This is a genomic window from Aquiflexum lacus (genome assembly GCF_015476655.1).
Classification (GTDB): Bacteria; Bacteroidota; Bacteroidia; order Cytophagales; family Cyclobacteriaceae; genus Aquiflexum; species Aquiflexum lacus.
The window spans coordinates 71,710-96,120 of the sequence record NZ_JABFHF010000017.1; the positions used below are offsets into that span (position 1 = coordinate 71,710).

20 protein-coding genes and 1 tRNA gene are annotated in these 24,411 nt (G+C 38.2%); 14 read left to right on the forward strand and 7 right to left on the reverse strand.

Translation table 11 applies throughout. The features are described 5' to 3' along the window. Window positions 1-192 precede the first annotated feature (192 nt). The 5 genes from HMJ38_RS15525 (at window position 193) to HMJ38_RS15545 (ending at window position 7,490) form a co-directional block, all read left to right on the forward strand. Window positions 193-801, forward strand: a complete 609-nt coding sequence (locus tag HMJ38_RS15525) for a TetR/AcrR family transcriptional regulator (RefSeq protein ID WP_194975333.1) — start codon at window positions 193-195, stop codon at window positions 799-801. Next, window positions 798-2,156: a TolC family protein gene (locus HMJ38_RS15530; RefSeq protein WP_194975334.1), complete on the forward strand. Its 1,359-nt coding sequence runs from the start codon at window positions 798-800 to the stop codon at window positions 2,154-2,156. Before HMJ38_RS15525 ends, HMJ38_RS15530 begins: the two co-directional genes overlap by 4 nt. Window positions 2,157-2,187: 31 nt before the next feature. Further along, a complete protein-coding gene (locus HMJ38_RS15535; protein ID WP_194975335.1) occupies window positions 2,188-3,315 on the forward strand; it encodes an efflux RND transporter periplasmic adaptor subunit in 1,128 nt (375 codons plus the stop codon). 7 nt (window positions 3,316-3,322) lie between these two features. Further along, a complete protein-coding gene (locus tag HMJ38_RS15540) occupies window positions 3,323-6,730 on the forward strand; it encodes an efflux RND transporter permease subunit (protein WP_194975336.1) in 3,408 nt (1,135 codons plus the stop codon). Window positions 6,731-6,992: 262 nt separating this feature from the next. After that, entirely contained in the window at window positions 6,993-7,490 is a 498-nt protein-coding gene (locus HMJ38_RS15545; RefSeq protein WP_194975337.1) for a UpxY family transcription antiterminator, read from the forward strand. Window positions 7,491-7,696: 206 nt separating this feature from the next. Here HMJ38_RS15545 and HMJ38_RS15550 read toward each other — a convergent pair whose 3' ends face one another. The 6 genes from HMJ38_RS15550 to ligA all read right to left on the reverse strand — a co-directional run bounded on the left by HMJ38_RS15550 (window position 7,697) and on the right by ligA (window position 13,942). Continuing rightward, on the reverse strand, window positions 7,697-8,404 hold the full coding sequence (locus tag HMJ38_RS15550; RefSeq protein WP_194975338.1) for a hypothetical protein: 708 nt from the start codon (window positions 8,402-8,404) through the stop codon (window positions 7,697-7,699). A gap of 103 nt (window positions 8,405-8,507) precedes the next feature. Next, entirely contained in the window at window positions 8,508-8,714 is a 207-nt protein-coding gene (xseB, locus tag HMJ38_RS15555; protein WP_194975339.1) for an exodeoxyribonuclease VII small subunit, read from the reverse strand. Next, entirely contained in the window at window positions 8,704-10,020 is a 1,317-nt protein-coding gene (xseA, locus tag HMJ38_RS15560; protein WP_194975340.1) for an exodeoxyribonuclease VII large subunit, read from the reverse strand. The genes xseB and xseA overlap by 11 nt, the downstream gene beginning before the upstream one ends. A gap of 114 nt (window positions 10,021-10,134) precedes the next feature. Next, window positions 10,135-10,989, reverse strand: a complete 855-nt coding sequence (dapA, locus tag HMJ38_RS15565; RefSeq protein WP_194975341.1) for a 4-hydroxy-tetrahydrodipicolinate synthase — start codon at window positions 10,987-10,989, stop codon at window positions 10,135-10,137. Then, the gene (locus HMJ38_RS15570; RefSeq protein WP_194975342.1) at window positions 10,983-11,483 is read right to left on the reverse strand and encodes a DUF6913 domain-containing protein; all 501 of its coding nucleotides are present in this window, start codon (window positions 11,481-11,483) and stop codon (window positions 10,983-10,985) included. Before HMJ38_RS15570 ends, dapA begins: the two co-directional genes overlap by 7 nt. Then, window positions 11,480-13,942 (reverse strand): NAD-dependent DNA ligase LigA, encoded by a 2,463-nt coding sequence (ligA, locus tag HMJ38_RS15575; protein ID WP_194975387.1) that lies wholly within the window; start codon window positions 13,940-13,942, stop codon window positions 11,480-11,482. Before ligA ends, HMJ38_RS15570 begins: the two co-directional genes overlap by 4 nt. A gap of 166 nt (window positions 13,943-14,108) precedes the next feature. Between ligA and HMJ38_RS15580 the strand changes: the two genes are divergently transcribed. From HMJ38_RS15580 to HMJ38_RS15615, 8 genes are all read left to right on the forward strand, one after another. Next, on the forward strand, window positions 14,109-14,723 hold the full coding sequence (locus HMJ38_RS15580) for a TetR/AcrR family transcriptional regulator (protein ID WP_228780086.1): 615 nt from the start codon (window positions 14,109-14,111) through the stop codon (window positions 14,721-14,723). Window positions 14,724-14,771: 48 nt separating this feature from the next. Further along, window positions 14,772-16,832, forward strand: a complete 2,061-nt coding sequence (gene metG, locus HMJ38_RS15585) for a methionine--tRNA ligase (RefSeq protein ID WP_194975344.1) — start codon at window positions 14,772-14,774, stop codon at window positions 16,830-16,832. A 146-nt stretch (window positions 16,833-16,978) separates the two neighbouring features. Beyond that, complete coding sequence (locus HMJ38_RS15590) at window positions 16,979-18,406, forward strand: circularly permuted type 2 ATP-grasp protein (RefSeq protein ID WP_194975345.1); 1,428 nt, start codon at window positions 16,979-16,981, stop codon at window positions 18,404-18,406. A 175-nt stretch (window positions 18,407-18,581) separates the two neighbouring features. Continuing rightward, the gene (locus tag HMJ38_RS15595; RefSeq protein ID WP_194975346.1) at window positions 18,582-19,562 is read left to right on the forward strand and encodes an alpha-E domain-containing protein; all 981 of its coding nucleotides are present in this window, start codon (window positions 18,582-18,584) and stop codon (window positions 19,560-19,562) included. Next, window positions 19,559-20,314, forward strand: coding sequence for a peptidase (locus HMJ38_RS15600; protein ID WP_194975347.1), 756 nt, complete (start codon window positions 19,559-19,561; stop codon window positions 20,312-20,314). The genes HMJ38_RS15595 and HMJ38_RS15600 overlap by 4 nt, the downstream gene beginning before the upstream one ends. After that, entirely contained in the window at window positions 20,311-21,153 is an 843-nt protein-coding gene (locus HMJ38_RS15605) for a transglutaminase family protein (protein WP_194975348.1), read from the forward strand. The genes HMJ38_RS15600 and HMJ38_RS15605 overlap by 4 nt, the downstream gene beginning before the upstream one ends. Before the next feature lie 204 nt (window positions 21,154-21,357). Next, the gene (locus HMJ38_RS15610) at window positions 21,358-22,617 is read left to right on the forward strand and encodes a metallophosphoesterase (protein ID WP_194975349.1); all 1,260 of its coding nucleotides are present in this window, start codon (window positions 21,358-21,360) and stop codon (window positions 22,615-22,617) included. A 46-nt stretch (window positions 22,618-22,663) separates the two neighbouring features. Continuing rightward, entirely contained in the window at window positions 22,664-23,080 is a 417-nt protein-coding gene (locus HMJ38_RS15615) for a DUF4174 domain-containing protein (protein WP_194975350.1), read from the forward strand. 370 nt (window positions 23,081-23,450) lie between these two features. Here the strand turns inward: HMJ38_RS15615 and HMJ38_RS15620 are convergent, their stop codons facing one another. After that, entirely contained in the window at window positions 23,451-23,867 is a 417-nt protein-coding gene (locus tag HMJ38_RS15620) for a CBS domain-containing protein (protein ID WP_194975351.1), read from the reverse strand. 213 nt (window positions 23,868-24,080) lie between these two features. Here HMJ38_RS15620 and HMJ38_RS15625 point away from each other — a divergent pair. Beyond that, window positions 24,081-24,154 (forward strand) — tRNA-Pro (locus HMJ38_RS15625). The last annotated feature ends 257 nt before the right edge of the window (window positions 24,155-24,411 follow it).

Genomic DNA, 24,411 nt, shown 5'->3' on the forward strand with positions numbered 1-24,411 from the left:
CAATTTAACAATAATATATAATACCTAAAAAATATAATTCGATATAAAAAATTGTATTTTCTACTTTTATAGAATTTGAAAAATAATTTGGTTTGAAAATTTTTAAAGCACCAAATAAAATATTAAAAAAAAACTTAAGAAACTTTGAACTATCCAATAGTTTCCAGAGTTTTGTCCTCAAATCTAAATAATGTGGATACAAAAGAGAAGATAATTGAGACTGCCACAGAGCAGTTTATGCGGTATGGGATAAGGTCTGTCACTATGGATGATATTGCACGGATGGCAGGCGTTTCCAAAAAAACCATATACCAGGAATTTACAGATAAAAATCAACTGGTTTATGAGACTTTTGACTCAGCTATTAGGAATGATAAAAAAGCCATGGAACAGATTCCAAAATTTCAAGATGGAGTCATCGATCATCTTTTGGGATTAACGGCATATATCAGAAGAAGATTTTCCGATTTCAATCCCATGATTCTCAATGAAATCCAACGTTACTTCCCTCAATGTTGGCAATTGTTCGAGGAATTCAAAAACAAACATATTGTTAATGAAATCATAGAATTATTAGAAAAAGGCAAGTCTGAGGGAGTAATTAGGACAGAGATAAACTCTGAGATCATTGCGCTCATGCGGATGGAACAAATGATGTTGACCTTTGATCCTTTGAAGTTTCCACCTTCCAAATACAACCAAGTAGAATTACAATTACATATTTTCGAACATTTCCTTTATGGAATTTTTACAGATAAAGGAAAAATGGCCTATCAAAACCAAAAAGAAACAGCAATATGAAAACCACAACCAAAAAGCTGAAGGGAATTTGGATATTCCTTTTTGCCATGTCGTTGTCTTTACAGGCATTTTCTCAAAATGTCCTCCAACTGACACTTCAGGAAAGTTTAAATTACGCGCTCGAGAACAATGTGGACGCCAAGAATGCACAACTTGAAACGTTGATTGCCAAAGCCCAGATTATTGAGAGACGGTCTGAGGGATTGCCTCAGATCAATGCCACTTATGATATTACCCATAATGTGGCTATTCCAATCGTTTTTGTGCCCAATGAGGGTGGTTTTTTTCAACCTGATGTTGATTCAGATGTTTTACCCTTACAGTTTGGCGTAAATTACAGTTCTGCATTGGTTGTTCAGGCTACACAGATGATATTTGACGGTTCATACTTTGTAGGGCTCAAAGCTGCCAAGACCTATAAAATGCTTACCGAGTTTGATAAGGAGAAGACTGAGAATGATATAAAAGAGTCTGTTAAAAAGGCTTATTTCACTGTTTTGGTCAATGCGAGAAGGAAGGAACTCGTTTCTGCAAATCTAAACCGTCTCGACACCTTATTGAAAGAGACATCGGCAATGTATGAAGCCGGTTTTGCAGAAAAAATTGATGTATCCAGGATAAAAGTACAACGCAATAATATCCAAACAGAATTGGACAAAGTAATTGCAGCTTACGATATCAGTGTAGAGCTATTAAAGTTACAGGCAGGTATACCCTTAAGTTATCAGATTCAATTAAGTGAGTCTTTGGTGGAATTGAACCGACAGGAAGATTTAAATTCCTTGATTGAATTCGAAGGAACACGAAGGGTTGAAATGGATCAGTTAATAACAAATAAGGATTTGGTTGAGTTAGACCTCAGATTTACTACTTCCAACTATATACCCAAAATTGATTTCTTTGGAACTTACCAAAGAAACGGTGCAGCACAGTCTCCGGGATTGATTTGGGATAGGGACAGGTGGTTTACAGGTGCATTTATAGGAGCGAGAGTAAGCATTCCGATTTTTGATGGATTGTTGAAAAGTTCACAGATACAACAGAAAAGACATCAGCTCAATCAATTGAAAAATCAGGAAGTTTTTCTTGAAGAAAATATAGCTATCGAAAAATTTCAGGCTAAACTGAATCTTAAAAACAGTATTCAGGCATTAAAAGTCCAGGAAGAAAACAGGGAACTCGCCATGGAAGTATTTAGCATGTCCAAGATTAAATATGAAGAAGGTGTTGGTTCCAACCTGGAGGTAGTTGAAGCTGACTCTGCACTCAAAGAAGCTGAAACAAACTATTTCTCTGCACTCTATGATGCCCTTATTGCCAAAGTGGATTTGGAAAAAGCCTTAGGATTACTATAAAAAATTTACAAAGAAAAAACATACAAAATATATGAAAACGAATTTTACATTTTTGATAATTGGGCTGGTTTTTCTGGCATCGGCTTGTGGACAAAAGGATGAGTTGACCCAGAAGAAAGAAGATCTGGCGAAAATGAACCAGGAGGCAGCACTTCTCAGGACTACTATAGAAGACCTTGAAAAAGAAATAGGAGCATTGGATCCGGAATTTGGACTTACGAATCGAAAGTCGGTATTGATTTCTACCATTCAACCTGTAAAGAAACATTTTGAGCATTTTGTGGAAGTTACAGGTTCAGTCCTTTCCAAGCAAGATGTGAATATTTCTGGTGAAGTTTCAGGAAGGATTCAGGAAGTCAATGCATCAGAAGGCATCCGTGTCAATAAAGGTCAGGTCCTTGCAAGGGTTGATGCTGAAAGCATTCAAAGAAATATGGAAGAAGTCGAGAAGCAATTGGAATTGGCTACTATCATTTTTGAAAAACAAGAGAGACTATGGAAGCAACAGATAGGTACAGAAGTACAGTTTTTGGAAGCCAAAAATAGAAAAGAAACGCTGGAAAAGAATTTATCTTCTTTAAAGATACAAGAATCAAGGACTTTGATCAGAGCACCATTTAATGGTACCGTAGAAGAAGTTCTTGTACGGGCTGGGGAATTGGTACAGCCTGGTACACCCTTGTTCCACTTCGTCGGAGATAGTGATCTTTTTGTTGAAGCTGATGTGTCTGAAAGATATATCGGTATTTTGAACAAAGGAGATTCCGTTGATATTTATTTCCCATCTGTAGAGGAAAATTTCAAAACAAAAGTTTCTGCTGTAGGTGGGGTCATCAACCAAAATAATAGAACATTCAAGGTTGAGGTAATTCTTCCCATTCTTCCTTTTGCAAAACCTAACATGCTCTCAGTGATGAGTATCAAGGATTATGAAAATGAAAATGCTGTAACTGTACCCAATTACCTTATTCTACAGGACAATAAGGGAGACTATGTTTTTACAGTTGAAGACAATATGAGTAAAAAACGATATGTGAAAAGAGGTAAGACCTATAAGGAAGAGAGTGAAATTCTGGAAGGACTGTCAGGAAATGAAATTTTGATTGACAAAGGATTCAGAGAAGTTGGTGATAATTTCATTGTAAACATTGCTCAATAAAGGATATATGTCACAGGTAGAAGAAAAGAAAAAAGGGGTTATTCGTGAATTTGGAATAAGCTCCTTGTCCGTTGATAATCAGACCTCTGTCGTCATATTGGTTTTGATAATCAGTGTTTTGGGACTTTTGGCCTATAGGACCATGCCCAAGGAAAGTTTCCCCGAGATCGTCATTCCTACAGTTTATGTAGGGACAGCTTATCCCGGAAATTCACCGGTTGATATGGAAAACCTGATTACCAGACCCATCGAAAAAGAGCTTAAGTCAATCAATAATGTAAAAAGTATCAAATCCACTTCAGTTCAGGATTTTTCCTCTATTGTCATTGAATTCAATCCTGGCGTAGAAATTTCAAAGGCCATACAAGATGTAAAAGATGCTGTAGATAAATCGAAAAGTGAACTGCCCTCAGACCTAGATCAGGATCCTGATGTGATTGAAATCAACACCTCAGATTTCCCGATCATGAACATCAATATCTCGGGAAATTACACCGAAGAGGAGTTGAAGAAGTTTGGAGAGTATCTTGAAGATGAAATCGAGAAGTTACCTGAAATTTCAAAAGCTGAACTCCGAGGCACTATTGAAAGGGAAATTAGGATTGATGCCGACATATATAAAATGGAATCTATGGGAGTTTCTTTCAGCGATATTTCGGATGCGGTTTCACAGGAAAATGTCACCATATCGGGGGGGAATATTCTTGCTGGAGAATTTAGAAGAGCCTTGAGAATTACAGGAGAATTCAAAGATCCCAATGAACTAAAAGACATTATAATCAAAACAGAAAATGATAAGATAGTTTATCTTTCTGATGTAGCTGAAATCTCTGATACTTACAAAGAACGGGAAAGTTATGCCAGGAGCAATAAACTTCCTGTCGTAACTGTGAATGTGGTCAAAAGAAGCGGGGAAAATCTTTTGGATGCATCAGATAAAATAAAAGAAATCCTGCAAAAAGCAAAAGTAGACAGGTTCCCAAAAGACCTTGAAATTTCTGTGACCAATGATCAGTCTACGAGGACAAGATCTCAGGTAAGTGACTTAGAAAACAGTATTATTTTTGGAGTAATCTTGGTTGTACTGGTATTGATGTTTTTCCTTGGGTTTCGTAATGCCCTGTTTGTGGGAATAGCGATTCCACTCTCCATGTTTATTTCCTTTTTGATCCTGAATTCACTTGGTATTACACTCAACTTGATGGTATTGTTTGCATTGATCCTTGCTTTAGGTATGCTGGTGGATAACGGAATCGTGGTAGTAGAAAACATCTATCGCTTGATGCAAGAAGGTAAATCGCCAATTAGAGCTGCAAAAGAAGGGGTTGGTGAAGTAGCTTGGCCTATTATTACTTCCACGGCTACAACCCTGGCAGCATTCCTGCCTTTGGCTTTTTGGGATGACCTGATCGGTGAGTTTATGAAATATCTTCCGATTACATTGATCATCGTACTGTCATCGTCCTTGTTCGTTGCCTTGGTGGTGAATCCTGTATTGACTTCATTGTATATGAAAGTGCAGGATTTTGATGAGAAAAAATCTAAAAAGAAACCTTTGGTCATTGCTTTGATATTATTAGTGATGTCCATCATATCGTATCTGGTCGGATCCTTGACTTTTGGTAATATATTTATGATTGCGGCTGTATTGACAATATTCAATGTTTTTGTCTTGAGGGGTGCAATACGGTGGTTTCAGAATGTGTTTTTGGTTTATTTGGAAGACCTTTATGAAAAGACCTTAAATTTTGCTTTGAGGGGAAAAAATCCATACTTCTTCCTTTTCGGAACTTTTATGCTTTTGTTTTTATCTCTAGTGCTATTGGGTATAAGGGCTCCAAAAATCCTCTTTTTTCCGGATAATGAGCCTGCTTTGGTCAATGTTTTCATAGAGAATCCGATAGGTACCGATACCGAGGCCACCAATGATTTTATGATAGAAATGGAAGACGAGCTCCTACGGTTATTAGAGCCCTACGACGGAATTGTAGATGCTGTTATTACACAAGTAGGGCAGGGTACAGGAGATCAGTCTGAGGGTCCAAGCATTGCCAATACACCCCATAAAGCAAAAATTACAATCAGTTTTGTGGAATATCAATTCCGGCAAGGTATCAATACCAATAGTATTATGGGTGAAATCAGGGATCTTGTTGAAAAATATCCAGGTGTTTTGATTACTGTGGATAAGCAATTGAATGGTCCCCCTGTCGGTAAAGCAGTCAATATTGAGGTAAGTGGCGAAGATTATGAAAAGCTGATTGACTATGTGAGCGAGTTTAGAGATTACCTGGCAAATGCTAATATCCCGGGAATAGAGGAATTGAAATCTGATTTGGAACTTGGAAGTCCAGAAGTTTTGCTAAAAATTGACAGGGAGAAAGCGAGAAGGTTTGGCCTATCCACAACTTCTATTGCAAATGAGTTGAGAACAGCCTTGTTCGGTCTTGAAGTTTCCAAGTTCAAAGAAGGAGAGGAGGATTATCCCATCCAATTGAGACTTAAGGACGAATATAGGTATGACCTGTCTTCTTTGATCAACAAAAAAATAAACTTTAGGGATAAATTCGGAAATAAAAAAGAGGTTCCTATTTCTGCGGTTGCTGAATTGGAATATGGTTCTACCTATGGTTCTGTCAAAAGGAAAGATTTGAACAAAGTGATTTCAATATTTTCCAATGTGACAGATGGGTATAATCCCACCGAAATCAATAATCAATTGAAGGAACTGGTTGCTCAAGCTGATGTGCCTGATGGTATAACAGTCAAATTTACGGGGGAACAGGAAGAACAAGCAAAGTCTCAAGCTTTCCTTATGAGGGCACTATTTATTGCCATTTCTGTGATATTCCTGATCATTGTAGCCCAGTTCAATTCAGTGACTACACCTTTTATCATATTGGCATCGGTCGTCTTGAGTACTATTGGTGTATTCCTTGGGCTCGTTATTTTCAATATGGATTTTGTGATTATCATGACGGGAATAGGTATTATTTCATTGGCAGGGGTTGTGGTGAATAATGCCATTGTACTGATTGATTATACCAATCTGGTACGAGAAAGGCGGAGAGATGAACTCAATACGCCGGAAGATGAATTTCTGCCACTTGATGAGTTGTTAAGTAGTATCGTTTCCGGTGGAAAGACAAGATTAAGACCTGTGTTGTTGACTGCGGTCACCACAGTTTTGGGATTGATACCCTTGGCCATAGGAATGAATATCAATTTCGGAACTTTGCTAAGTTCTTTTGACCCACAGTTTTTTGTGGGAGGAGATAACGCTGACTTCTGGGGACCAATGGCTTGGACCGTAATATTTGGTCTAACCTTTGCGACCTTCCTGACGTTAGTGATTGTACCTGTCATGTATTTATTGGCAGATAAATTAAACATGTTGATTCGTAGATTGAAATAGCATGATTAAATAAAGGTTGGTGGTTTTTAAATGTTTAAACCTCCGGGACATTATCCCGGAGGTTTTTAATTTTTAGAGCAAGTTCTGTCTGTGAAAAATGAAGAAATTGATTCTTTTAAGATAATTTAACATTAATAAAATCAGAACCATTTCTTTTCCAAAAAAATAAATAAAACTGTTTCAATAAGTTTCAAAAAATCAATTAGGCTGTTTTACTTCTTTAGAAATCCATATTTTTACATCTTAAGAAAAAAATTTTTGTATGGCGGAATTGAAGTGGTTTGTCCTATACACAACCTCAAGATCAGAAAAAAAAGTAGCTCAAAGATTAAAAGAGAAGGGATTGCAAGTATACCTACCCATGATTGAGGAATTAAGGCAATGGAGCGATCGAAAAAAGAAAGTCCAAAAAGCCCTGTTCAATGGATATGTTTTTGTAAAAACCACCAAACCCAATTTATGGGAGACACTTCAGGTTCCCGGAGCAGTGAAATTTGTAAATTTTTCAGGTGAACATGCCACCGTTAGACAAGAGGAGATAGATACCATTCAGCGCATTTTGGATACAGGAGTTGCCGTAGAAACAGACGGATCAGAAATTGCCAAAGGAGAACAAGTGAAAATCCTTGGCGGCCCGCTACAGGGGATGGAAGGAGAATGTGTCAATAAAGGCAACAGTGATTATTTTATCATCAGGGTGCCGGGAATCAATCAGAATTTGTTGGTGAGCATTGAAAGGAAGTTTTTGCAGGTGGTATAGGAGACGTGAGATATGAGAGCCGAGAGGCGAGAGGTGAGAAACGAGAACAAGAACCAAAGCCTGCCCCGAGTATCGGGGAGTCAAGAGACAAGAGACAAGAGAAAGGAGTCAAGAATCTGGAGCCGAGATCTCAGAATCGGGAGGTGAGAGACAAGAATATTAAGCCATTATTCCCACTATGGATGAGTTGTCAGAAAACCGGCCTGTCAATATGAACTTCTCAATAGCCTTTTGTAAACAATCTGGGTTTGGAATAGGTGGTCGTTGAATTGGTTGTACCCAACGTTGCCATCAAGTTCATCTGAAAAAGTAAACAGGCCTTTAATTTCCAATGAAAGATCAGAGAATTGGTCCAAACTATAGCTAAATCCTACAAGCGCTGGAATATAGGGAGTAGTGGCCTGGGCAGAGAACTCTGGTGCGGCCTGGTCAAAGGAAAAAGCCTCTTTTCTGTTGACATGTACAACCCCGATTCCAGAACCGAAATAAGTATTGAATTTACCCCTGTTCATATGGTTGTCATAAGGAATTACGTAGAAGATAGGCATAAAATCGGCAAAGTATGCCTGACCTTTAAACCTGAAGGCACCTCCGGCATCTTCCCAGCTTTTCATGGCGTAATCTCTGATCCTACCTCCACTTTGGACAAATTGCATTCCACCAGTTACCTGTAAGGCAATCCTGTTATGCACTTTTTTATTGAAACCTAATGATATGGCAGGATTCCAATTGAAATTACTCTCGTTAAAAATGCCCCCATTGTCCGCATACATGAAGGAAGGACCGACTCCGATAAAAATCGAATTAGTCCTCAAATTCCCATCACGATAGAAGCTTTGAGCTGTACAAAATGAAGAAAAAAACATACCGATCCATAGGAGGATGAACAGCGGGGGTGAAGTTGGAAATTTCATTTTTACGGAAAATTGTAGTACATCAAACCAAAAATGCAACACCTGCCAATCCTTGGTTTGAACTTAGAGATAGATGGTTAAAATTAGAAAAATATTCCAAATATCAATGGTTTTCCTCATTGTCCTCCAAAGCTTTGGAGATCTCGCTTTCGGTTGTTCTTAATTTATTTTTACAAAATTTGACCAGGGTAGTAGCTTCCTTGACCAAGTCCGAAAGCTCATCCATTCCCTTTTCTCCATTTTCCAAAAGATTTACAATTTCTTCAATTCTAGCAACAGCTTTGTCGTATCCGATTGTTTTATTTTCCATGTTCTTCAATTTCGTTGATGGTACTTGTTATAGTTTTATTCTTAAGATAGGTGCGGATTTCCTGTCCTGGTTTAGGTTCAAGCTTGTGAACGGGTAATCCATTGATTTCAGTCCGTGTATATCCTTTTTGAAAAAATGTATTCGGGTCTGATTTAAGGATGTCTTTTTCAAATTGACCAAGTTTTCTGGATTCATTATCCATAAATGTTTTCCAAGTTTTTTGAAGACTATGGTTCAGGTTGGCAACTTTGATCTGTTCCAGTTTTTGGAGTCCACCTGAAGAAAGTCTGATTTGGCGTATTTTTCCTGACAACTTATCATACTCCCTGTTTATCATGTTTTTAGTCTGACTTTTTAGACGGTTTTCCAGATCCAGTAATTTCCTGTCTTCCCAATTCAACTGCTGCGCACTGTTCCGATTCAGGACTTTTAATAAATCATGTAATTTTTCCTCAAATTCCCTGAACCCTGACAAGATGAATTCGGCAACAGCAGTAGGGGTTTTCATTTTGGTATGGGCTACCATGTCAGCAATGGTCTCATCTCTTTCATGACCTATACCCGTAATGACCGGAATTTGACTTTTTGCGATTGCAAGGGCCAAAGCATAATCATCAAAACAGTCCAAATCCAATTGGGCACCTCCACCACGGATAAGTACAATGGCATCAAACTTTTCTTTTGGATGATCGGCAAAAATATTTTTGAATGCATTGAGCATTGTGGACACTGCCTCAGAACCCTGCAAGGTGGCTTGATATAGTTTGGTATTGACCTGATACCCAAAGCGGTTGTTTAAAAGTTGATTTGTAAAATCACCATAACCGGCTGCAGAGGCAGAACTGATAACGGCAATCGACTGGGGAACAGCAGGAAGCAAAAGTCTTTTGTTCAAGTCCATCATCCCTTCACGCCCCAACCTTTCAATTACCTCCTGTCTTATCTTCGCCCTTTCTCCTAATGTAAAATTAGGATCAATATCCTTGATATTCAGACTGATGCTGTATATTTCATGAAAAGTCACCGTTACCTGCGCCAGAACTTTCATTCCGGATTTAAGACTTTGTCCCGTTACTGCCTGAAACTTTCCTGAAATGCTGCGATAAGAGTAAGACCAAATATTGGCCCTCATTTTTGCCAAAATGGTATTTCCTTGTTTTTCGACCAGATCCAAATAAGCATGTCCCTGGCCTGCTTGCTTGAGTTCACCTATTTCAGCTACCACCCAATAAGTTGGTTCCAATTGGGTATCCAATGTCATTTTGACCAATTGGTTAAGTTCTAGAAGCGAGATGGCTGATTGCATGGGGGAAGACGGAAGACGCCTGCCTGCCGGTAGGCAGAAGGCGCAAGATTGGTACTTTTATCGATTACCCTTGATTGGTTTGATTCGACCAGTTTTTTTTTGGAAGGGTTTCCATTATAACTTTAAATTTTTGATTCTTTCCTTTAAACTTTCAGAAGCAGGCAATAGGGGTAATCTTACTGTATGACCACAAATCCCCAATTCTTTCATCAGAAATTTCAGGCCTACAGGATTACTTTCTTCATACATCAAAGGATTGATGTCCAAAAGTCTAAATGCAGCTTTTTTTGATTCATCAAGGTTTCCATGGCAAATGGTTTTAAAGATTTCCGGATAGGCATTGGCTAAAACCGAAATTACACCCTGTCCACCAATGACTCTCATGGATGGTGTCAAAATATCATCTCCGGAGATCAGCAGGAAATCCTCCGGCATTCTCGCTGCAATCCTCATGCATTGAGAAAGGTCCCCACTAGCTTCCTTCATTCCAATGATATTGGGATGTTGGGCAAGTTGTATTGTGGTCTGAAAAGAAACATTAGACATTGTTCTCCCAGGTACATTATACAGAATGACTGGAACAGGACTATGATCTGCGATGAGTGAATAATGTGCTATAATTCCGGCTTGAGTTGGTTTGTTGTAATAAGGGCTAACCGAAAGGACAGCATCAATTTGAGAAAAATCAGTTTCTTCAATTTCATCAAGTATGGCCTGTGTGTTGTTACCTCCTAACCCATACACAATTGGCAATCTTCCTGCATTGTATTTGATACAAGCCTCCAAAACTTCTTTCTTCTCTGTTTTGGATAAAGTGGCACTTTCAGCAGTAGTCCCTGCTACCACCAAATAATCCACGCCACCATGGATGACGTGTTCAATCAATTTTTCCAATCCAGGAAAATCAATACTGCTATTGTCATTGAAAGGAGTAATCAACGCAACTCCAGTTCCGTGTAGTTTCAACATGCTTGTTTTAGTTTTTCAAAATAAGCGAACAACTTGATTAAGTTTTCATTCAAATCATCGCCTTCCTTTTTGATCATAAAGTCAAGATAGATTTTGTTTTCATCTGAAAGAAAGCCCATCTTAAACCTGCTCTTGTTATTGAGCAGCAAATAAAGCAAATATGGGTTAAGGGATGAAGAAGGCACCAATATAAAATCCAACTTTTCATCCAAAAATCCATTACAATAGTCTCCCGGAAGTCCTGATAAAGAAAAATGCTTAGGAGAAATAGATTCATTTTCAGGATTTTGTTCATCGTAAAACCACCCTACCATTCTTACCTGATATCCCCAAAGGTCTCTGACAAACTCTTTCGTTTCTTTGAATTCATCTGCATTTTGAGCAAGTATTCCAATGCATTTTGGATTAGCAGGAACTTTGACATCATAGTCCTTTTTCCTTTTTAAGGATCTTTTGAGCTGATAGTTTACAAAAATATTTTTGATGAATTTCATGTCTCTATGGTTTTACCGACCATACTTAGAAATTCTTCTTCTGTGATCATTTTTACACCTAGCTTTTGAGCTTTTTCTTTTTTGCTTGGTCCCATTTCTTCACCTTCAATGATAAAATCCAACGCTTTTGAAACCGACTTTATATATTGACCTCCATTTGCTTCAATAAAATCAATTATTTCATCTCGCTTGAAATGGTTCAGTTTTCCTGATGCCAATATTTTCATTCCTTGTAGACTATCTCCAAGTAATTCTTTCTCAACTTCTGAACTTTCGAAGTTTAATCCTTTTTCCCTTAATCTCTGAATGATGACCAAATTTGCTTTCTCAGAAAAATAATCTTGAATACTATTGACCAAGGTTTCACCTACGCCATTGACTGCAAGTAAATCATCAGGTCCTGCATTTGAAAGATTATCTATGTTTTTGAAGTGCTTGGCCAGAATTTGTGCTGTATTTTCGCCTATGTTTCTGATTCCTAGTGCAAAAAGCACTTTTTCAAAAGACTGGGATTTGGAAGCATGAATACCATCAATCATATTTGAAATAACACCTTCCTGAAATGTATTGGCTTTCAGTTTTTTCACCTTTTCTTCCTGTTCTTTGGTCAGATTGAGTGCCATTTTCAATAAAATTGCATGGACAGTCCCTTCATGGCGAGCAGCAGCTTTTAATTCTCCCAAACTTGCCTGAGTTCCTACCAAAAGGTATAAAACAACTGAAACAGGTAGGTAATCTTCCAATTTAGGAATGTCTGAATTTTCCAGTATCTCTTCTAGTTTAACGATGGTTGCAATATTCTGTGCGACTTTTTTATTTGAGGTCCTGATAAAAGACTTGAAGTTTTCCAATACCTCGGCAAGAGGAATTTCCAACTGCCCATCAGAAAATCTCTGTATGGCTGTAAGGGATATTCCTTCTGTCAAAGCAAAAAATGCTTTGGTCAGAGATATATAGAGGATTCCGTCATCTGTTTTTTCATATTGATCCTGACTCATTTCAAGTCCCAACAATTGATCTTGGATTTCCTCAAGGTCATAAATGTCAGCTGGGTTTGCAATATACCCCTGATCGATCAGTGTCCTTATTCTTTCAGTGCCTAAGGAATCTATATCCATAGCTCTTTTATGCACAAAATGCTCAATTCTTCCCAAAATCTGTGGCGGACAATTGGCTGTATTTGGACAAAAATGCTTTGCTTCCCCTTCTTTTCTTTCCAAAGGTGTGCTGCATTCTGGGCAATGGTCAATGTATTCTATGGGTTTGGCACCCTGTTTCCTTTTGACAATCGATACAGCAGTAATTTTTGGGATGATTTCACCGCCTTTTTCCACAAAGACATAATCTCCTTCATGTAAGCCCAATCTTTCGATTTCATTGGCATTGTGAAGAGATGCTCTTTTGACGGTTGTACCTGCCAAGTGAACAGGGGATAGATTTGCCACAGGTGTAATGGCGCCGGTTCGTCCTACCTGATAGGTGATTGACAAGAGTTGGCTTTCGGCACTTTCAGCTTTGTATTTATAGGCAATTGCCCATTTAGGGATTTTTGCTGTAAAACCAAGTTCCTCTCTTTGGTCATACCCATTGATTTTCAAAACTACCCCATCAGTATCTAAAGGCAATTCAAACCTTTTTTCTTTCCAATCTTCGATGTATGCAAGGACGTTGCTGATGTTATCACATTTGGCATAGGTTGGAGAGACATTGAATCCCCACTTTTCCAGCAAATGTATGGCATCATCATGACGGTTTACAGTCAGTTCATCTGCCGAAAGTTGGTAGAAGTAACAGTTAAGCCTTCTTTTAGCTACAATGCTACTGTCTTGCATTTTCACTGTTCCTGATGCGGCATTCCTAGGATTAGCGAGTAGGGGATCTCCATTAGCCTCTCTTTCTTGATTGATTTTATTGAATTCTCTTAAAGGAAGAAATATTTCACCCCTGACCTCGAATTTTTCGGGTATGTCTTTCCCATGAATACTCATAGGGATATTCCTGATCGTTTTTATATTTTCAGTCACCACATCACCTCTTGTACCGTCACCACGTGTGACAGCCCTTATCAATTTACCTTTCTCATATACCAATGAAATGGCCACACCATCAAATTTCAGCTCACAGAAATATTCATAATTTCGATGGCCAAGTCCTTTTGCCACCCTTTCATCAAAAGCCACTAATTCTTCTTCTGAATAGGTATTTCCCAATGAAAGCATTCGAGATTGGTGCTCAGCAGTCTCAAATTCTTTGGTGATAGTTCCCCCCACTCTTTGACTTGGGCTATCGGGCTCAAGGTATTCGGGGAATTGTTTTTCCAATAGCATGAGCTCTTCTAAAAGTTTGTCAAACTCAAAATCTGATATTTCAGTTCTATCCTCTTGATAATACAGGTAGTTGTGGTAATTGATCAGTTTACTGAGTTCAGCAATTCTTACCTGAGCCTCTATCGGTGTCATCATATATTGTTTGGAAAAATAATTGAACGGTGACCAAAATTAACTTTTGTAGGTAGAATCTCAAAGCAATACTTCGTGTAGCTTCAGTTTTTATGTAATTGGGTTTAAGTGATAGGGAATCCCTATATTTGTAATGATAATCTGTACGATGAGCAAGAAGTCTGAAATGGAAACCGAAATTCTGCAAGTAGCCTACAATTTTTTTATTGAAAAAGGTTATAGAAATACCACTATGGACGAAATTTCCCAAAAACTAGGCATCAGCAAAAAAACCTTATACAAATATTTTCCCGGGAAATTAGAGCTTCTTGCAGCAGCGTTTGATATGCTAAAAACAAAACTTTCAATCAAAGTCAATACTCTTTTAGATAACGAATTGATTCCATACACGGTAAAGCTGAAATCACTTCTGGCCAATGTGGCCAAGGATATCGCGCCAATCAATCCAAAAATATTGGAGGAGCTTAGGGAATTTGCACCCGAAACCTGGAAAGAACTGTTGGGATATATCAGAGAATCCGGTTACTTAAGATTTCAGAAACTCATACAGGAAGGTATCAAAAAAGGATATGTGCAGCCCAACACCAATATCGCCTTTGTGGTCTTTGTCTATACTTCAGCTATACAGAACTTGATTGATCAAAAATTTTTAAGCCAGTTTCCGGATGAAATGATAGCGAGTTTTAATCTAAGTCCTGCCCAGATTTATGATCAGGCCATTCAAATCATTTATTCAGGAATACTTACAGAAGAGGCCCAGAAGGAACTCCGGCAAATTTGACATTTATTTCAAATCACCCATTCAATCTAATTTCTATATTTGCGTCCTATGGAAAACAGCAAGTTTAACAGATATACCATTACCGCCGCTTTACCTTATGCCAATGGGCCTTTACATATAGGACATTTAGCCGGATGTTACATTCCATCTGATATCTATGTCCGTTACTTGAGATCACTCGGAAAAGAAGTGGCCTATGTATGTGGTTCTGATGAACACGGAGTAGCCATTACCATCAAAGCAAAAAAGGAAGGTATTACTCCTCAAGAAGTGGTAAACAGGTATCATGAACAGATGAAAAAAAGTTTTGTCGATTTTGGCATCAGTTTCAACCATTATTCGAGGACTTCTTCCAAAGTGCATCATGAAACAGCTTCAGGATTGTTCAGAAATCTTTTTGAAAAAGGAGAGTTTTTAGAACAGTCCACTGAACAGTATTTTGATGAAGAGGCGGGACAATTTTTGGCTGATCGGTATATTGAGGGTACCTGTCCCAAATGTGGGAATGAAAATGCTTATGGCGATCAATGTGAAAAATGCGGTTCTTCCTTGAGCCCAACAGATTTGATCAATCCAAAATCCAAGCTCAGTGGCAATACACCTGTCCTGAAGGAAACCAAACATTGGTTTTTGGATCTTGCCCGATACACAGATTTTTTGAAAAACTGGATTTTGGTTGAGCATCAAAATGACTGGAAAAATAATGTGCTTGGACAATGTCGTTCTTGGTTGGAAGCAGGAGATGGCTTACAGGCAAGATCCATGACAAGGGATATGGATTGGGGGATTCCTGTACCCGTGGAAGGGGCAGAAGGTAAAGTGCTATATGTCTGGTTTGATGCCCCAATAGGCTATATCTCCTCAACAAAAGAATGGGCAGCTGAAAAAGGCATTGATTGGGAACCTTATTGGAAATCAAAAGACACCAAACTGGTTCATTTCATCGGAAAAGATAATATTGTATTTCATTGCATTATTTTCCCTGCTATCCTAAAAACCCATGGAGAGTTTATTTTACCGGATAATGTACCTGCCAATGAGTTTTTAAATCTTGAGGGGGATAAAATCTCTACCTCAAGGAATTGGGCTGTATGGCTTCATGAATATTTGGAGGAGTTTCCTGATAAGCAGGATGTATTAAGATATGTCCTCACAGCAAATGCACCTGAAACAAAAGACAATGATTTTACATGGAAAGATTATCAATCGAGAAATAACTCGGAGCTCGTAGCCATCTTTGGGAATTTTGTAAACAGGGCTGTAGTACTTACTCATAAGTTTTTCGATGGTAAAGTGCCTCAACTGGGTGCCTTGAATGATATTGATAAAGATGCTATTGAAACTCTGAAAGCTTTTCCTGATAAGATCGCAGCCTCTATCGAGCGGTATAGATTTCGGGAAGCACTTTCATACGTGATGGATTTTGCCAGATTGGGAAATAAGTACCTTGCAGATACTGAACCCTGGAAAACCATCAAAGATGACAAAGGCAGGACAGGGACTATCCTGAATATTGCGCTGAATATCGCTGCTAATCTCGCGATTGTCGCGGAGCCTTTTTTACCGTTTACAGCTGCCAAAATATATGGTATGTTCAATATGGAAGGTTTGGGATGGAAAGATGCTGGAAATAGTGATATTTTGGAAACCGGAATAAGCATCAATCCTGCAGCACTTCTTTTTGATAAAATAGAAGACCATGTCGTAGAGGCTCAGGTCAATAAATTAATGGAGTCCAAAAAACAGAATGAGCTGGCCAATGCTGTAGCTGCCCCGATGAAGGACATGATCACTTATGACGATTTTGCAAAGCTGGATATGCGTGTGGTGAAAGTGCTCAGTGCCGAACCTATGCCCAAATCCAAAAAACTTTTGCGGCTAACGGTGGAAACAGGCTTGGGTGTGAAAACCGTTTTGAGCGGAGTAGCAGAACATTTCAAGCCTGAGGATTTGATTGGGAAACAAGTGACCATGTTGATCAATCTTGCGCCAAGGAAGATGATGGGTGTGGATTCTGAAGGGATGATTTTGATGGCGGAAGATAGGGATGGCAGGCTTAGGCTTTTGCAGCCGAATGAACATACGGGTAACGGTTCGACAATTTCCTGATTGGTGAACACTTTGATGAAAAGCTTTGGGATTAAATGGACCCAAAGCTTTTTTTATATCAATATATTATAGGTGGATTTTTTTGTTTGACTTTTAAAAATACTATATTCAACATAATCATTTTTAATTTTAAAAAAATTGAGCTTATGGATACTAATCAATACCAGATTGGGCAGAATTATGATGAAATGTTTGCAGAGGAGGGTAAATGCAGAACGCATTATCAAGATTTTTTGAATATTCTGGGCAAAACATCTTCAAAAAGAATGTCACATTTGCAGTTTTCCGCAAATAAAACCCAAGTGGCAATGGGTATGACCTTTAATGTTTATCATGACAATCAGGGAACCGAGAAGATTTTGCATTTGGATATTGTACCTAGAATTATCCCAAATAAAGAATGGGCAAAATTGGAAGCGGGTTTAAAACAAAGGATACATGCCTTAAACCTATTTCTACAGGATATTTATAATGATAGAAAAATTCTTAAGGACAAGGTCGTTCCGGAGGACCTTATATTAAATTCAAAGGATTACCTAGAACCCTGCATTGGGTTGACACCTCCTAAAGGCATTTGGTGCCATATTACAGGTACTGATTTGGTCAGGGACAAAAACGGTGAATATTATATCTTGGAAGATAACCTCCGTTGTCCTTCAGGGGTATCTTATATGCTGGAAAGCAGGGAAATCATCAAAAGAGCCTATCCTGATTTATTCAATCAATTGGGGGTGATGCCAGTATCTGATTATCCTGCCAAATTGCTGAAAATGCTCCAGTTTTTATCCAATAAGACCAATCCGGTTGTTGGCGTTTTAACTCCCGGGATTTACAATTCAGCATATTTTGAGCACTCTTATCTGGCTCTTCAAATGGGAGTGGAACTGGTCTCAGGAGTTGATTTAATCACCAAAAATAATAAGGTCTATATGCAGACTACCAAGGGACTTGAACAGATAGATGTATTATACAGGAGAATTGACGATACATTTTTGGACCCTTTGGCCTTCAATCCCAAATCAATGTTGGGGATTCCCGGTTTGTTTGAGGCGTATAAGGCTGGAAATATTGCCATGGCAAATGCCCCCGGAACAGGAGTGGCTGATGACAAAGCAGTATATGCTTATGTCCCTAGAATCATCAAATACTATTTGGATGAAGAACCTATTCTGAACAACGTGCCCACATACTTGTGCAGGGAAGAAAAGGATAGAAATTATGTGCTGGAAAATATTGAACAGTTGGTTGTAAAAGAAACAAATGCGGCGGGAGGTTATGGTATGCTGATAGGTCCAAAAGCTTCCAAAGAAGAACATGACAAATTCCGCAGGTTGATCAAAGACAATCCGACCAATTATATAGCACAACCTACCTTATCTCTTTCTACCGTGCCAACATTGACAGATGAAGGCCTTCAAGGCCGGCATGTGGACTTAAGACCATACATCCTTTATGGTGAAGAAATTGAAGTCATTCCCGGTGCACTCACTAGAGTAGCCTTGACCAAAGGTTCACTCGTAGTCAATAGTTCACAAGGTGGGGGAAGTAAGGATACTTGGGTGTTGTATAAGTAAGTTGGAAGTACAAAGTACAATGTACCAAGTACAATGTACCAAGTACTATGTACCACAGAGTCTTAAAAATCATTTAGGTTTTTGTCCTTAATTCTGGAATTCACAAACCAACCTTGCGGGAGATAATTCTCACGTCTCATGTCTCATATATCATGTCTAAAATCTTAAATCAAAAATGCTAAGTAGAGTTGCAAATTCCATATATTGGCTTGGTCGGTACCTTGAAAGGGCCGAAAATTATGCCAGGTTCATTGATGTAAATTTTAACCTGATGCTGGACCTTCCTCCTGATCTTAAGGAACAATGGGAACCTCTGGTGTTTGCCACAGGAGATGGTCAATTATACACCTCAAAACATAAAGGTTTTGATCGTAAGGAAGTGATATATTTTTTGACTTTTGATACGGATAATCCCAATTCAATTATTTCATCTATTTCCTTTGCAAGGGAAAATGCCAGGGTTATCAGAGAAAATCTCACGAAAGAAACATGGGAAAAACTCAATGAGTTGTATCATTTTGTTCAGAAACGTGCAGGAAAGAAAGACTGGAACAGGGAAGATCCAAGGGTTTTCTTTGAAAGTGTGAAAAACCAAATCTTATTGCTTTATGGACTATCCGAAAGTACTGTGGCAAGGACAGAGGGATGGTATTTCAGACAGTTGGGGCTTTACCTTGAGCGTGCTGATAAAACCAGTAGAATATTGGATGTAAAATACCACATGTTGTTACCTTCTCCCAATATGGTAGGCACCCCTCTAGACTTTTTACATTGGACAGCTTTGCTGAAGTCCGTTACCGCCTTTAATACTTATAGAAGATTGTATGGAACCATTGAACCGGACAAAGTGATCAGTTTGCTGCTCTTGAATAAATATTTTCCAAGATCTGTCTTCTTTTGTCTGATTGAAGCTGAAAACTGCCTCAATAAAATTACCGGGGGATTAAATGGAGGAGTAAGAAATAGTGCTGAAAATGAAATCGGAGCTTTGAGATCCAAACTCGAATTTGCAGATGTCAACGAAATCATCCATGATGGACTTCATGAATATATCGATGACCTTCAGGTAAAAATAAATAGAATATCAAATAAAATAGATGCGAACTTCTTTCAAATAAAGGATAACTTTACCAGCCAACATAGTATACAAGAATGACCTTTTGCTTAGGAATCAAAACCAAACATGGCCTGATAGGCCTTTCAGACACCAGAATTACATCGGGAAATGAAACTACAACTTCCAAAAAAGTATATACAGTAAATCGTGAAAAGCATTCTTTTTTCATTATGACATCTGGGTTACGATCTGTAAGGGACAAAGCCATTACATATTTTACAGAAGTGATCGAAGAACAGGATCACAATTTCAATAAGCTTTACAAGGCAGTCAATGAATTTGGCAATCAGGTCAAGCGTGTGGCCAAAGAGGATAAGGAATATTTGGAGGAATCGGGATTATCATTCAACTTGTTTTCCGTCATTGGAGGACAATTGGAAGATGACAAAGAACCCAAATTGTATCTTTTGTATCCGCAGGGAAATTGGATTGAAATCAGAAAAGGAACGCCTTTTGTTATCATAGGGAATACCGGTGCAGGAAATCCTGTTTTACGCCGTTCGTTAAGCTATGAGGACTCTCTTGATTACGCGTTGAAATGTGCTTTTTTGGCTTTTGATGCTACCTTGATATCCGCCAATGATGTGGATTTTCCTTTGGATACTGTCATCCTCGAAAATAATAGCTACCATACTATAGAAAAGCGATTTGAAAAAAAAGAGTTAGAACATATTTCTGTTTTTTGGAATGGCAGACTCAAATCAGCCATACAGGAACTGCCGGCAGAAATATTAAAAAGGGCTTTTGAACAAGAAGAAGAAATGAATGTATTTTCCAACGGAAGCTCATGAGACTTCGTATCCAACATCAGACCAAGTATCAATATGGGGAGAAAGTTCCACTCAATCCCCATCAGCTATTTTTGATTCCTCAGCAAAGGACCTATTTCCAAATCAAAAAAGCTGAATGGAAGATTTTTCCGGAACCAATGGGTAGAAACCAAAGGATAAATGCGGAGGGAAACCCATTTTTTCAAGTGTGGTTTAATATTGAAACCGATATATTGGAAGTCGATGTTGATTTGGAAATTGAAACATTTGACTTTAATCCATTCACTTTTATACTTTCTCCAAATATCCCGTATCCATTTAATAATTTCGAATATCACGGAAACACGGGAGAGTTTTTGAAAATTTATCAAAATGCCGAGAATGAACCTGAATTAAAAGCTTTCGGCCTGTCAATTATGGGGCAATCAGCGGACCTTGTTTCCTTTTTGGTCAGTCTTTTGGATGAAATTCACAACAATTGGTCTCATGGATTGCGCTACGAACCAGGTCTTTTAACCCCTATGGAGACATTTTCAAGTAAAGAAGGATCTTGTAGGGATTTGTCTTGGATGCTGATGGTGATGTTAAGGAATTTGGGGATGGCTACAAGGTTTGTGAGTGGCTATGCTTTTAATCCAGAAGTCGATGCCGGTCATGAGCTTCATGGATGGATAGAAGTATACCTTCCCGGTGCGGGTTGGGTAGGATTAGATCCAAGTTTGGGTCTTTTTACCGACCATCATTACATCCCATTGGCCAATAGTTTTCATCCTTCTCATACCTTGCCGATTTCAGGGACTTATGGTGGATTAGCCCCTTCGAGCTTTACTTCTGAGGTTTGGATAAATGAGATTGAATGAGCGTAAAATATTTTGGATTATAAAAAATAACCTATCAGGTTTTTTACATCCATCTTCCGATATCAAACGACTTTTAAAAATGATGAGTCCTACATCTAGAAATGCATTTGTTTTTGAAAATTCATTTTTATTCTGATCCAAATAAAAATATTGCAAACTTTTTCCAAACAATAAGTGTATACCTGCTAAGTTAAAACCATTACCATGAATCAATTCGGAGCAGTTATTTTCTTGACAGCTGTACTTCTTTTCTCAACATTCCTTAATTGGTATGTTTTTCAGGCAGTAAAAACGCTAACCACAGCCATAGAAGCTGATCGAGTAAGGCAGGTAATCCATATTGGTTATTGGATATTATTTGGAAGTATAACCATTTGGGTAATTGTCACCTTTTTGAAAATTTTTGTTGAGGGAGAAATCAATTCTTCAACACAATCAATGCTCAATGTGTTTTTGACCGTAGTGGTCACCCAACTGGTGTGTGTCGTTTTTTTATTTGGTGAAGATATTGTCAGAAATTTTCAGGCGGGAATTGGTTACGTTCTCAGTGGTGCCAAGGATTTTACTTTTCCAACGCGTAGCAGTTGGGTAAGCATATTGGCAATTGTTGTGGCAGCAATTCCTTTCTTTAGTTTCGTCTATGGCATAAATTTCGGCAAGCATAATTTCAAGGTGCATAAAGAGGTTATCTATTTTGAAGACTTACCCGAAGCCTTTGATGGTTTTACAATCACACAGATTTCAGATATTCATTCGGGTAGTTTTAAAAATGCTTTAGCTGTCCAAAAAGGGATAGAACTTGCCAAATCACAGCATTCAGACCTCTTTGTATTTACCGGAGATTTGGTGAACCACAAAGCGGAGGAAATAGAACCCTTTTTAGTACAGTTTGGAGAGATTAAAGCTCCTTATGGTCAATTTTCGATATTGGGAAATCATGATTATGGCGATTATGTGAGTTGGCCTAGCAAGGAAGCCAAACAGGAGAATTTCAGAAAATTGAAAGCACAGCATGAGAGATTAGGTTACAGATTACTTTTAGACGAAAATGTCACCATTGAAAAAGATGGGCAAAAGCTAAAAATATTGGGAGTTGAAAACTGGGGTATTGGATTTAAGTCTAAAGGTGATCTTGAAAAAGCGCTTGAAGGGACCAATGCTGATGATTTCAAAATCCTACTTTCACATGATCCCTCCCATTGGGATGCAGAGATCAAAAAGCATTCAAATAAGGTACATTTGACTTTGTCCGGGCATACTCATGGCATGCAGTTTGGAATAGAGACGCCAATTCTGAAATGGAGTCCTGTTCAATATCGTTACCCAAACTGGGCTGGACTCGCTCAAGAGTCTGAAAGGTACTTGTATGTAAACAGAGGCTTTGGATTTCATGCATTTTCTGGAAGGGTAGGGATTTGGCCGGAAATCACGGTAATTGAACTTAGGAGGGGAAGTGGAATTTGATTTAAAGTCAAAAGAACATAATTTTAGCTTTGGTTGTTAAATCGATATGGCTTTCTTTTATTTTATTTTACTTGCAATATTTTCCAATTCATTTGGGGACGAGATTACTTTAGATAACCTAAAATGGAAAAACAGAGTAGTTTTGTTTTTTCCTGATTCTTCTAAAAATGAAAACCTGGATTTTGATTTTTTGAAGGAGGAACTTCAGGACAGAAAACTTATCTATTTTATTTTTAATGAAGATGAGGTTTTATCTAATTCTGATTTTACTTTTTCTGCAGAACATAAAAATTCAGTCACATCAAAATACCGAATGGGGTACACCAAAAATTGTTGGGTTTTGATTGGTTTGGATGGTGGTGTGAAAGTCAAAAAAGAGGGGGATCTGGATTGGGATTTTATTTTTAGAACTGTTGATTCGATGCCTATGCGAAGGTCAGAAATGAAGAAAGGTGGCGGTTAAATCGATGGTTATTTCCTGAAAAAAATATTTCATTTTTCTTATAAAAACATTAAAATAAAGCGAATAAGGGCTTTTTTTTATCAAACTCTTTTATAGATTTGATTATAAAAAACCCTTAATTTGATGAAATTCTTTTATCTCGCTACGAAAAACAATAATGATGGTCAGTTCGAAATTCATGACCGTGAGTGTCCAAATATCCCCAATATTTTGGAGAGAGATTATTTAGGTCCATTCAATAATTCCATGGAAGCATATAGGCATGCGAAGCTACTGAATCCTGCTGCTGTGATGTGCAAAAACTGTTGTAAAGAAGTGCGTAAAACACTCGTTATTTCTTCAGCATTTTACTGAGAAGCACAAGAGATATTCAATACTGCTGAAGCAAATACCTGATGATATCAGTAGTGGTAACAATTCCTTTCAATTCTTCTCCTTCCACCACAGGGAGTGCATGAAACTCTTCGTTGGCGAAGATTTCAGCGACATCTTTTACAGAGTCTGTAACCGAAACCACTTTAGGTTTAGACGTCATTACCTGGGGAATGCTGAGGATTTCCAAAACAGCTTCGTCCGCGCCATCTTGATTTTCAAATAATGCACCAAATGTAAGTCTGTTTATATCTGTCCTGCTGATCATACCGGTTATTTTCTTTCCGGAAAGTACTGGGAGATGTCTTATTTTATGTTTTCTGAACAATTCAATGACTTGGGCCAATTTCTCGTTCTCCTGAACGGTAAAGACATTTGAAGTCATAACATCTTTAACTGGTTCTCGCTTTTTCATGGCTACTTTGATTAGTTTTAGTATTGCTAAGCTAGTGAGTATAGTCCCTTCAAATCCTGATGAAAGTCATTTTTTGGATTGATTTTAATTGTTTTTGCCAAAATCAAATTGTCTTATCTTCAAAGAGTTATTGTCTATTTCAAAAAGTAGCATGCAATAAATCCGTAACTGATTTCAAATTATTAAATGAAAATACTAATTTCGAAACCGATTCGGGGTGTAGCGCAGCCTGGTAGCGTACTTGCATGGGGTGCAAGGGGTCGCTGGTTCGAATCCAGTCACTCCGACAGATAAAAAGCTCACAGAGATGTGGGCTTTTTTATTGATATGGCGCAGCTTGGTAGCGTGTCCCGACTTGGGTCGGGAAGGTCGCTGGCCTGACTACCGTCATGAAGTTTCGATCCTCGATAGCTATCGGGACAGTCACTCCGACGAATGAAAGCTCACAGAGATGTGGTTTTTTTTTTAAATTTTTAAACAGCTTTGAATCAGATTATTTAACTTTAATATTACTTCATTTTTTATTTGGAGAAAGCCAAGTAAA

What these genes read in the sequence shown, in the direction of transcription:
- HMJ38_RS15620 (WP_194975351.1), bottom strand. Translation starts at nt 23,867, where the DNA reads ATGAAAAAGCGAGAACCAGTTAAAGATGTTATGACTTCAAATGTCTTT.
- metG (WP_194975344.1), top strand. Translation starts at nt 14,772, where the DNA reads ATGGAAAACAGCAAGTTTAACAGATATACCATTACCGCCGCTTTACCT.
- xseB (WP_194975339.1), bottom strand. Translation starts at nt 8,714, where the DNA reads ATGGAAAATAAAACAATCGGATACGACAAAGCTGTTGCTAGAATTGAA.
- HMJ38_RS15550 (WP_194975338.1), bottom strand. Translation starts at nt 8,404, where the DNA reads ATGAAATTTCCAACTTCACCCCCGCTGTTCATCCTCCTATGGATCGGT.
- HMJ38_RS15595 (WP_194975346.1), top strand. Translation starts at nt 18,582, where the DNA reads ATGCTAAGTAGAGTTGCAAATTCCATATATTGGCTTGGTCGGTACCTT.
- HMJ38_RS15590 (WP_194975345.1), top strand. Translation starts at nt 16,979, where the DNA reads ATGGATACTAATCAATACCAGATTGGGCAGAATTATGATGAAATGTTT.
- HMJ38_RS15580 (WP_228780086.1), top strand. Translation starts at nt 14,109, where the DNA reads ATGGAAACCGAAATTCTGCAAGTAGCCTACAATTTTTTTATTGAAAAA.
- HMJ38_RS15545 (WP_194975337.1), top strand. Translation starts at nt 6,993, where the DNA reads ATGGCGGAATTGAAGTGGTTTGTCCTATACACAACCTCAAGATCAGAA.
- HMJ38_RS15540 (WP_194975336.1), top strand. Translation starts at nt 3,323, where the DNA reads ATGTCACAGGTAGAAGAAAAGAAAAAAGGGGTTATTCGTGAATTTGGA.
- HMJ38_RS15610 (WP_194975349.1), top strand. Translation starts at nt 21,358, where the DNA reads ATGAATCAATTCGGAGCAGTTATTTTCTTGACAGCTGTACTTCTTTTC.
- HMJ38_RS15600 (WP_194975347.1), top strand. Translation starts at nt 19,559, where the DNA reads ATGACCTTTTGCTTAGGAATCAAAACCAAACATGGCCTGATAGGCCTT.
- HMJ38_RS15570 (WP_194975342.1), bottom strand. Translation starts at nt 11,483, where the DNA reads ATGAAATTCATCAAAAATATTTTTGTAAACTATCAGCTCAAAAGATCC.
- HMJ38_RS15605 (WP_194975348.1), top strand. Translation starts at nt 20,311, where the DNA reads ATGAGACTTCGTATCCAACATCAGACCAAGTATCAATATGGGGAGAAA.
- dapA (WP_194975341.1), bottom strand. Translation starts at nt 10,989, where the DNA reads ATGTTGAAACTACACGGAACTGGAGTTGCGTTGATTACTCCTTTCAAT.
- xseA (WP_194975340.1), bottom strand. Translation starts at nt 10,020, where the DNA reads ATGCAATCAGCCATCTCGCTTCTAGAACTTAACCAATTGGTCAAAATG.
- HMJ38_RS15530 (WP_194975334.1), top strand. Translation starts at nt 798, where the DNA reads ATGAAAACCACAACCAAAAAGCTGAAGGGAATTTGGATATTCCTTTTT.
- HMJ38_RS15535 (WP_194975335.1), top strand. Translation starts at nt 2,188, where the DNA reads ATGAAAACGAATTTTACATTTTTGATAATTGGGCTGGTTTTTCTGGCA.
- ligA (WP_194975387.1), bottom strand. Translation starts at nt 13,942, where the DNA reads ATGACACCGATAGAGGCTCAGGTAAGAATTGCTGAACTCAGTAAACTG.
- HMJ38_RS15615 (WP_194975350.1), top strand. Translation starts at nt 22,664, where the DNA reads ATGGCTTTCTTTTATTTTATTTTACTTGCAATATTTTCCAATTCATTT.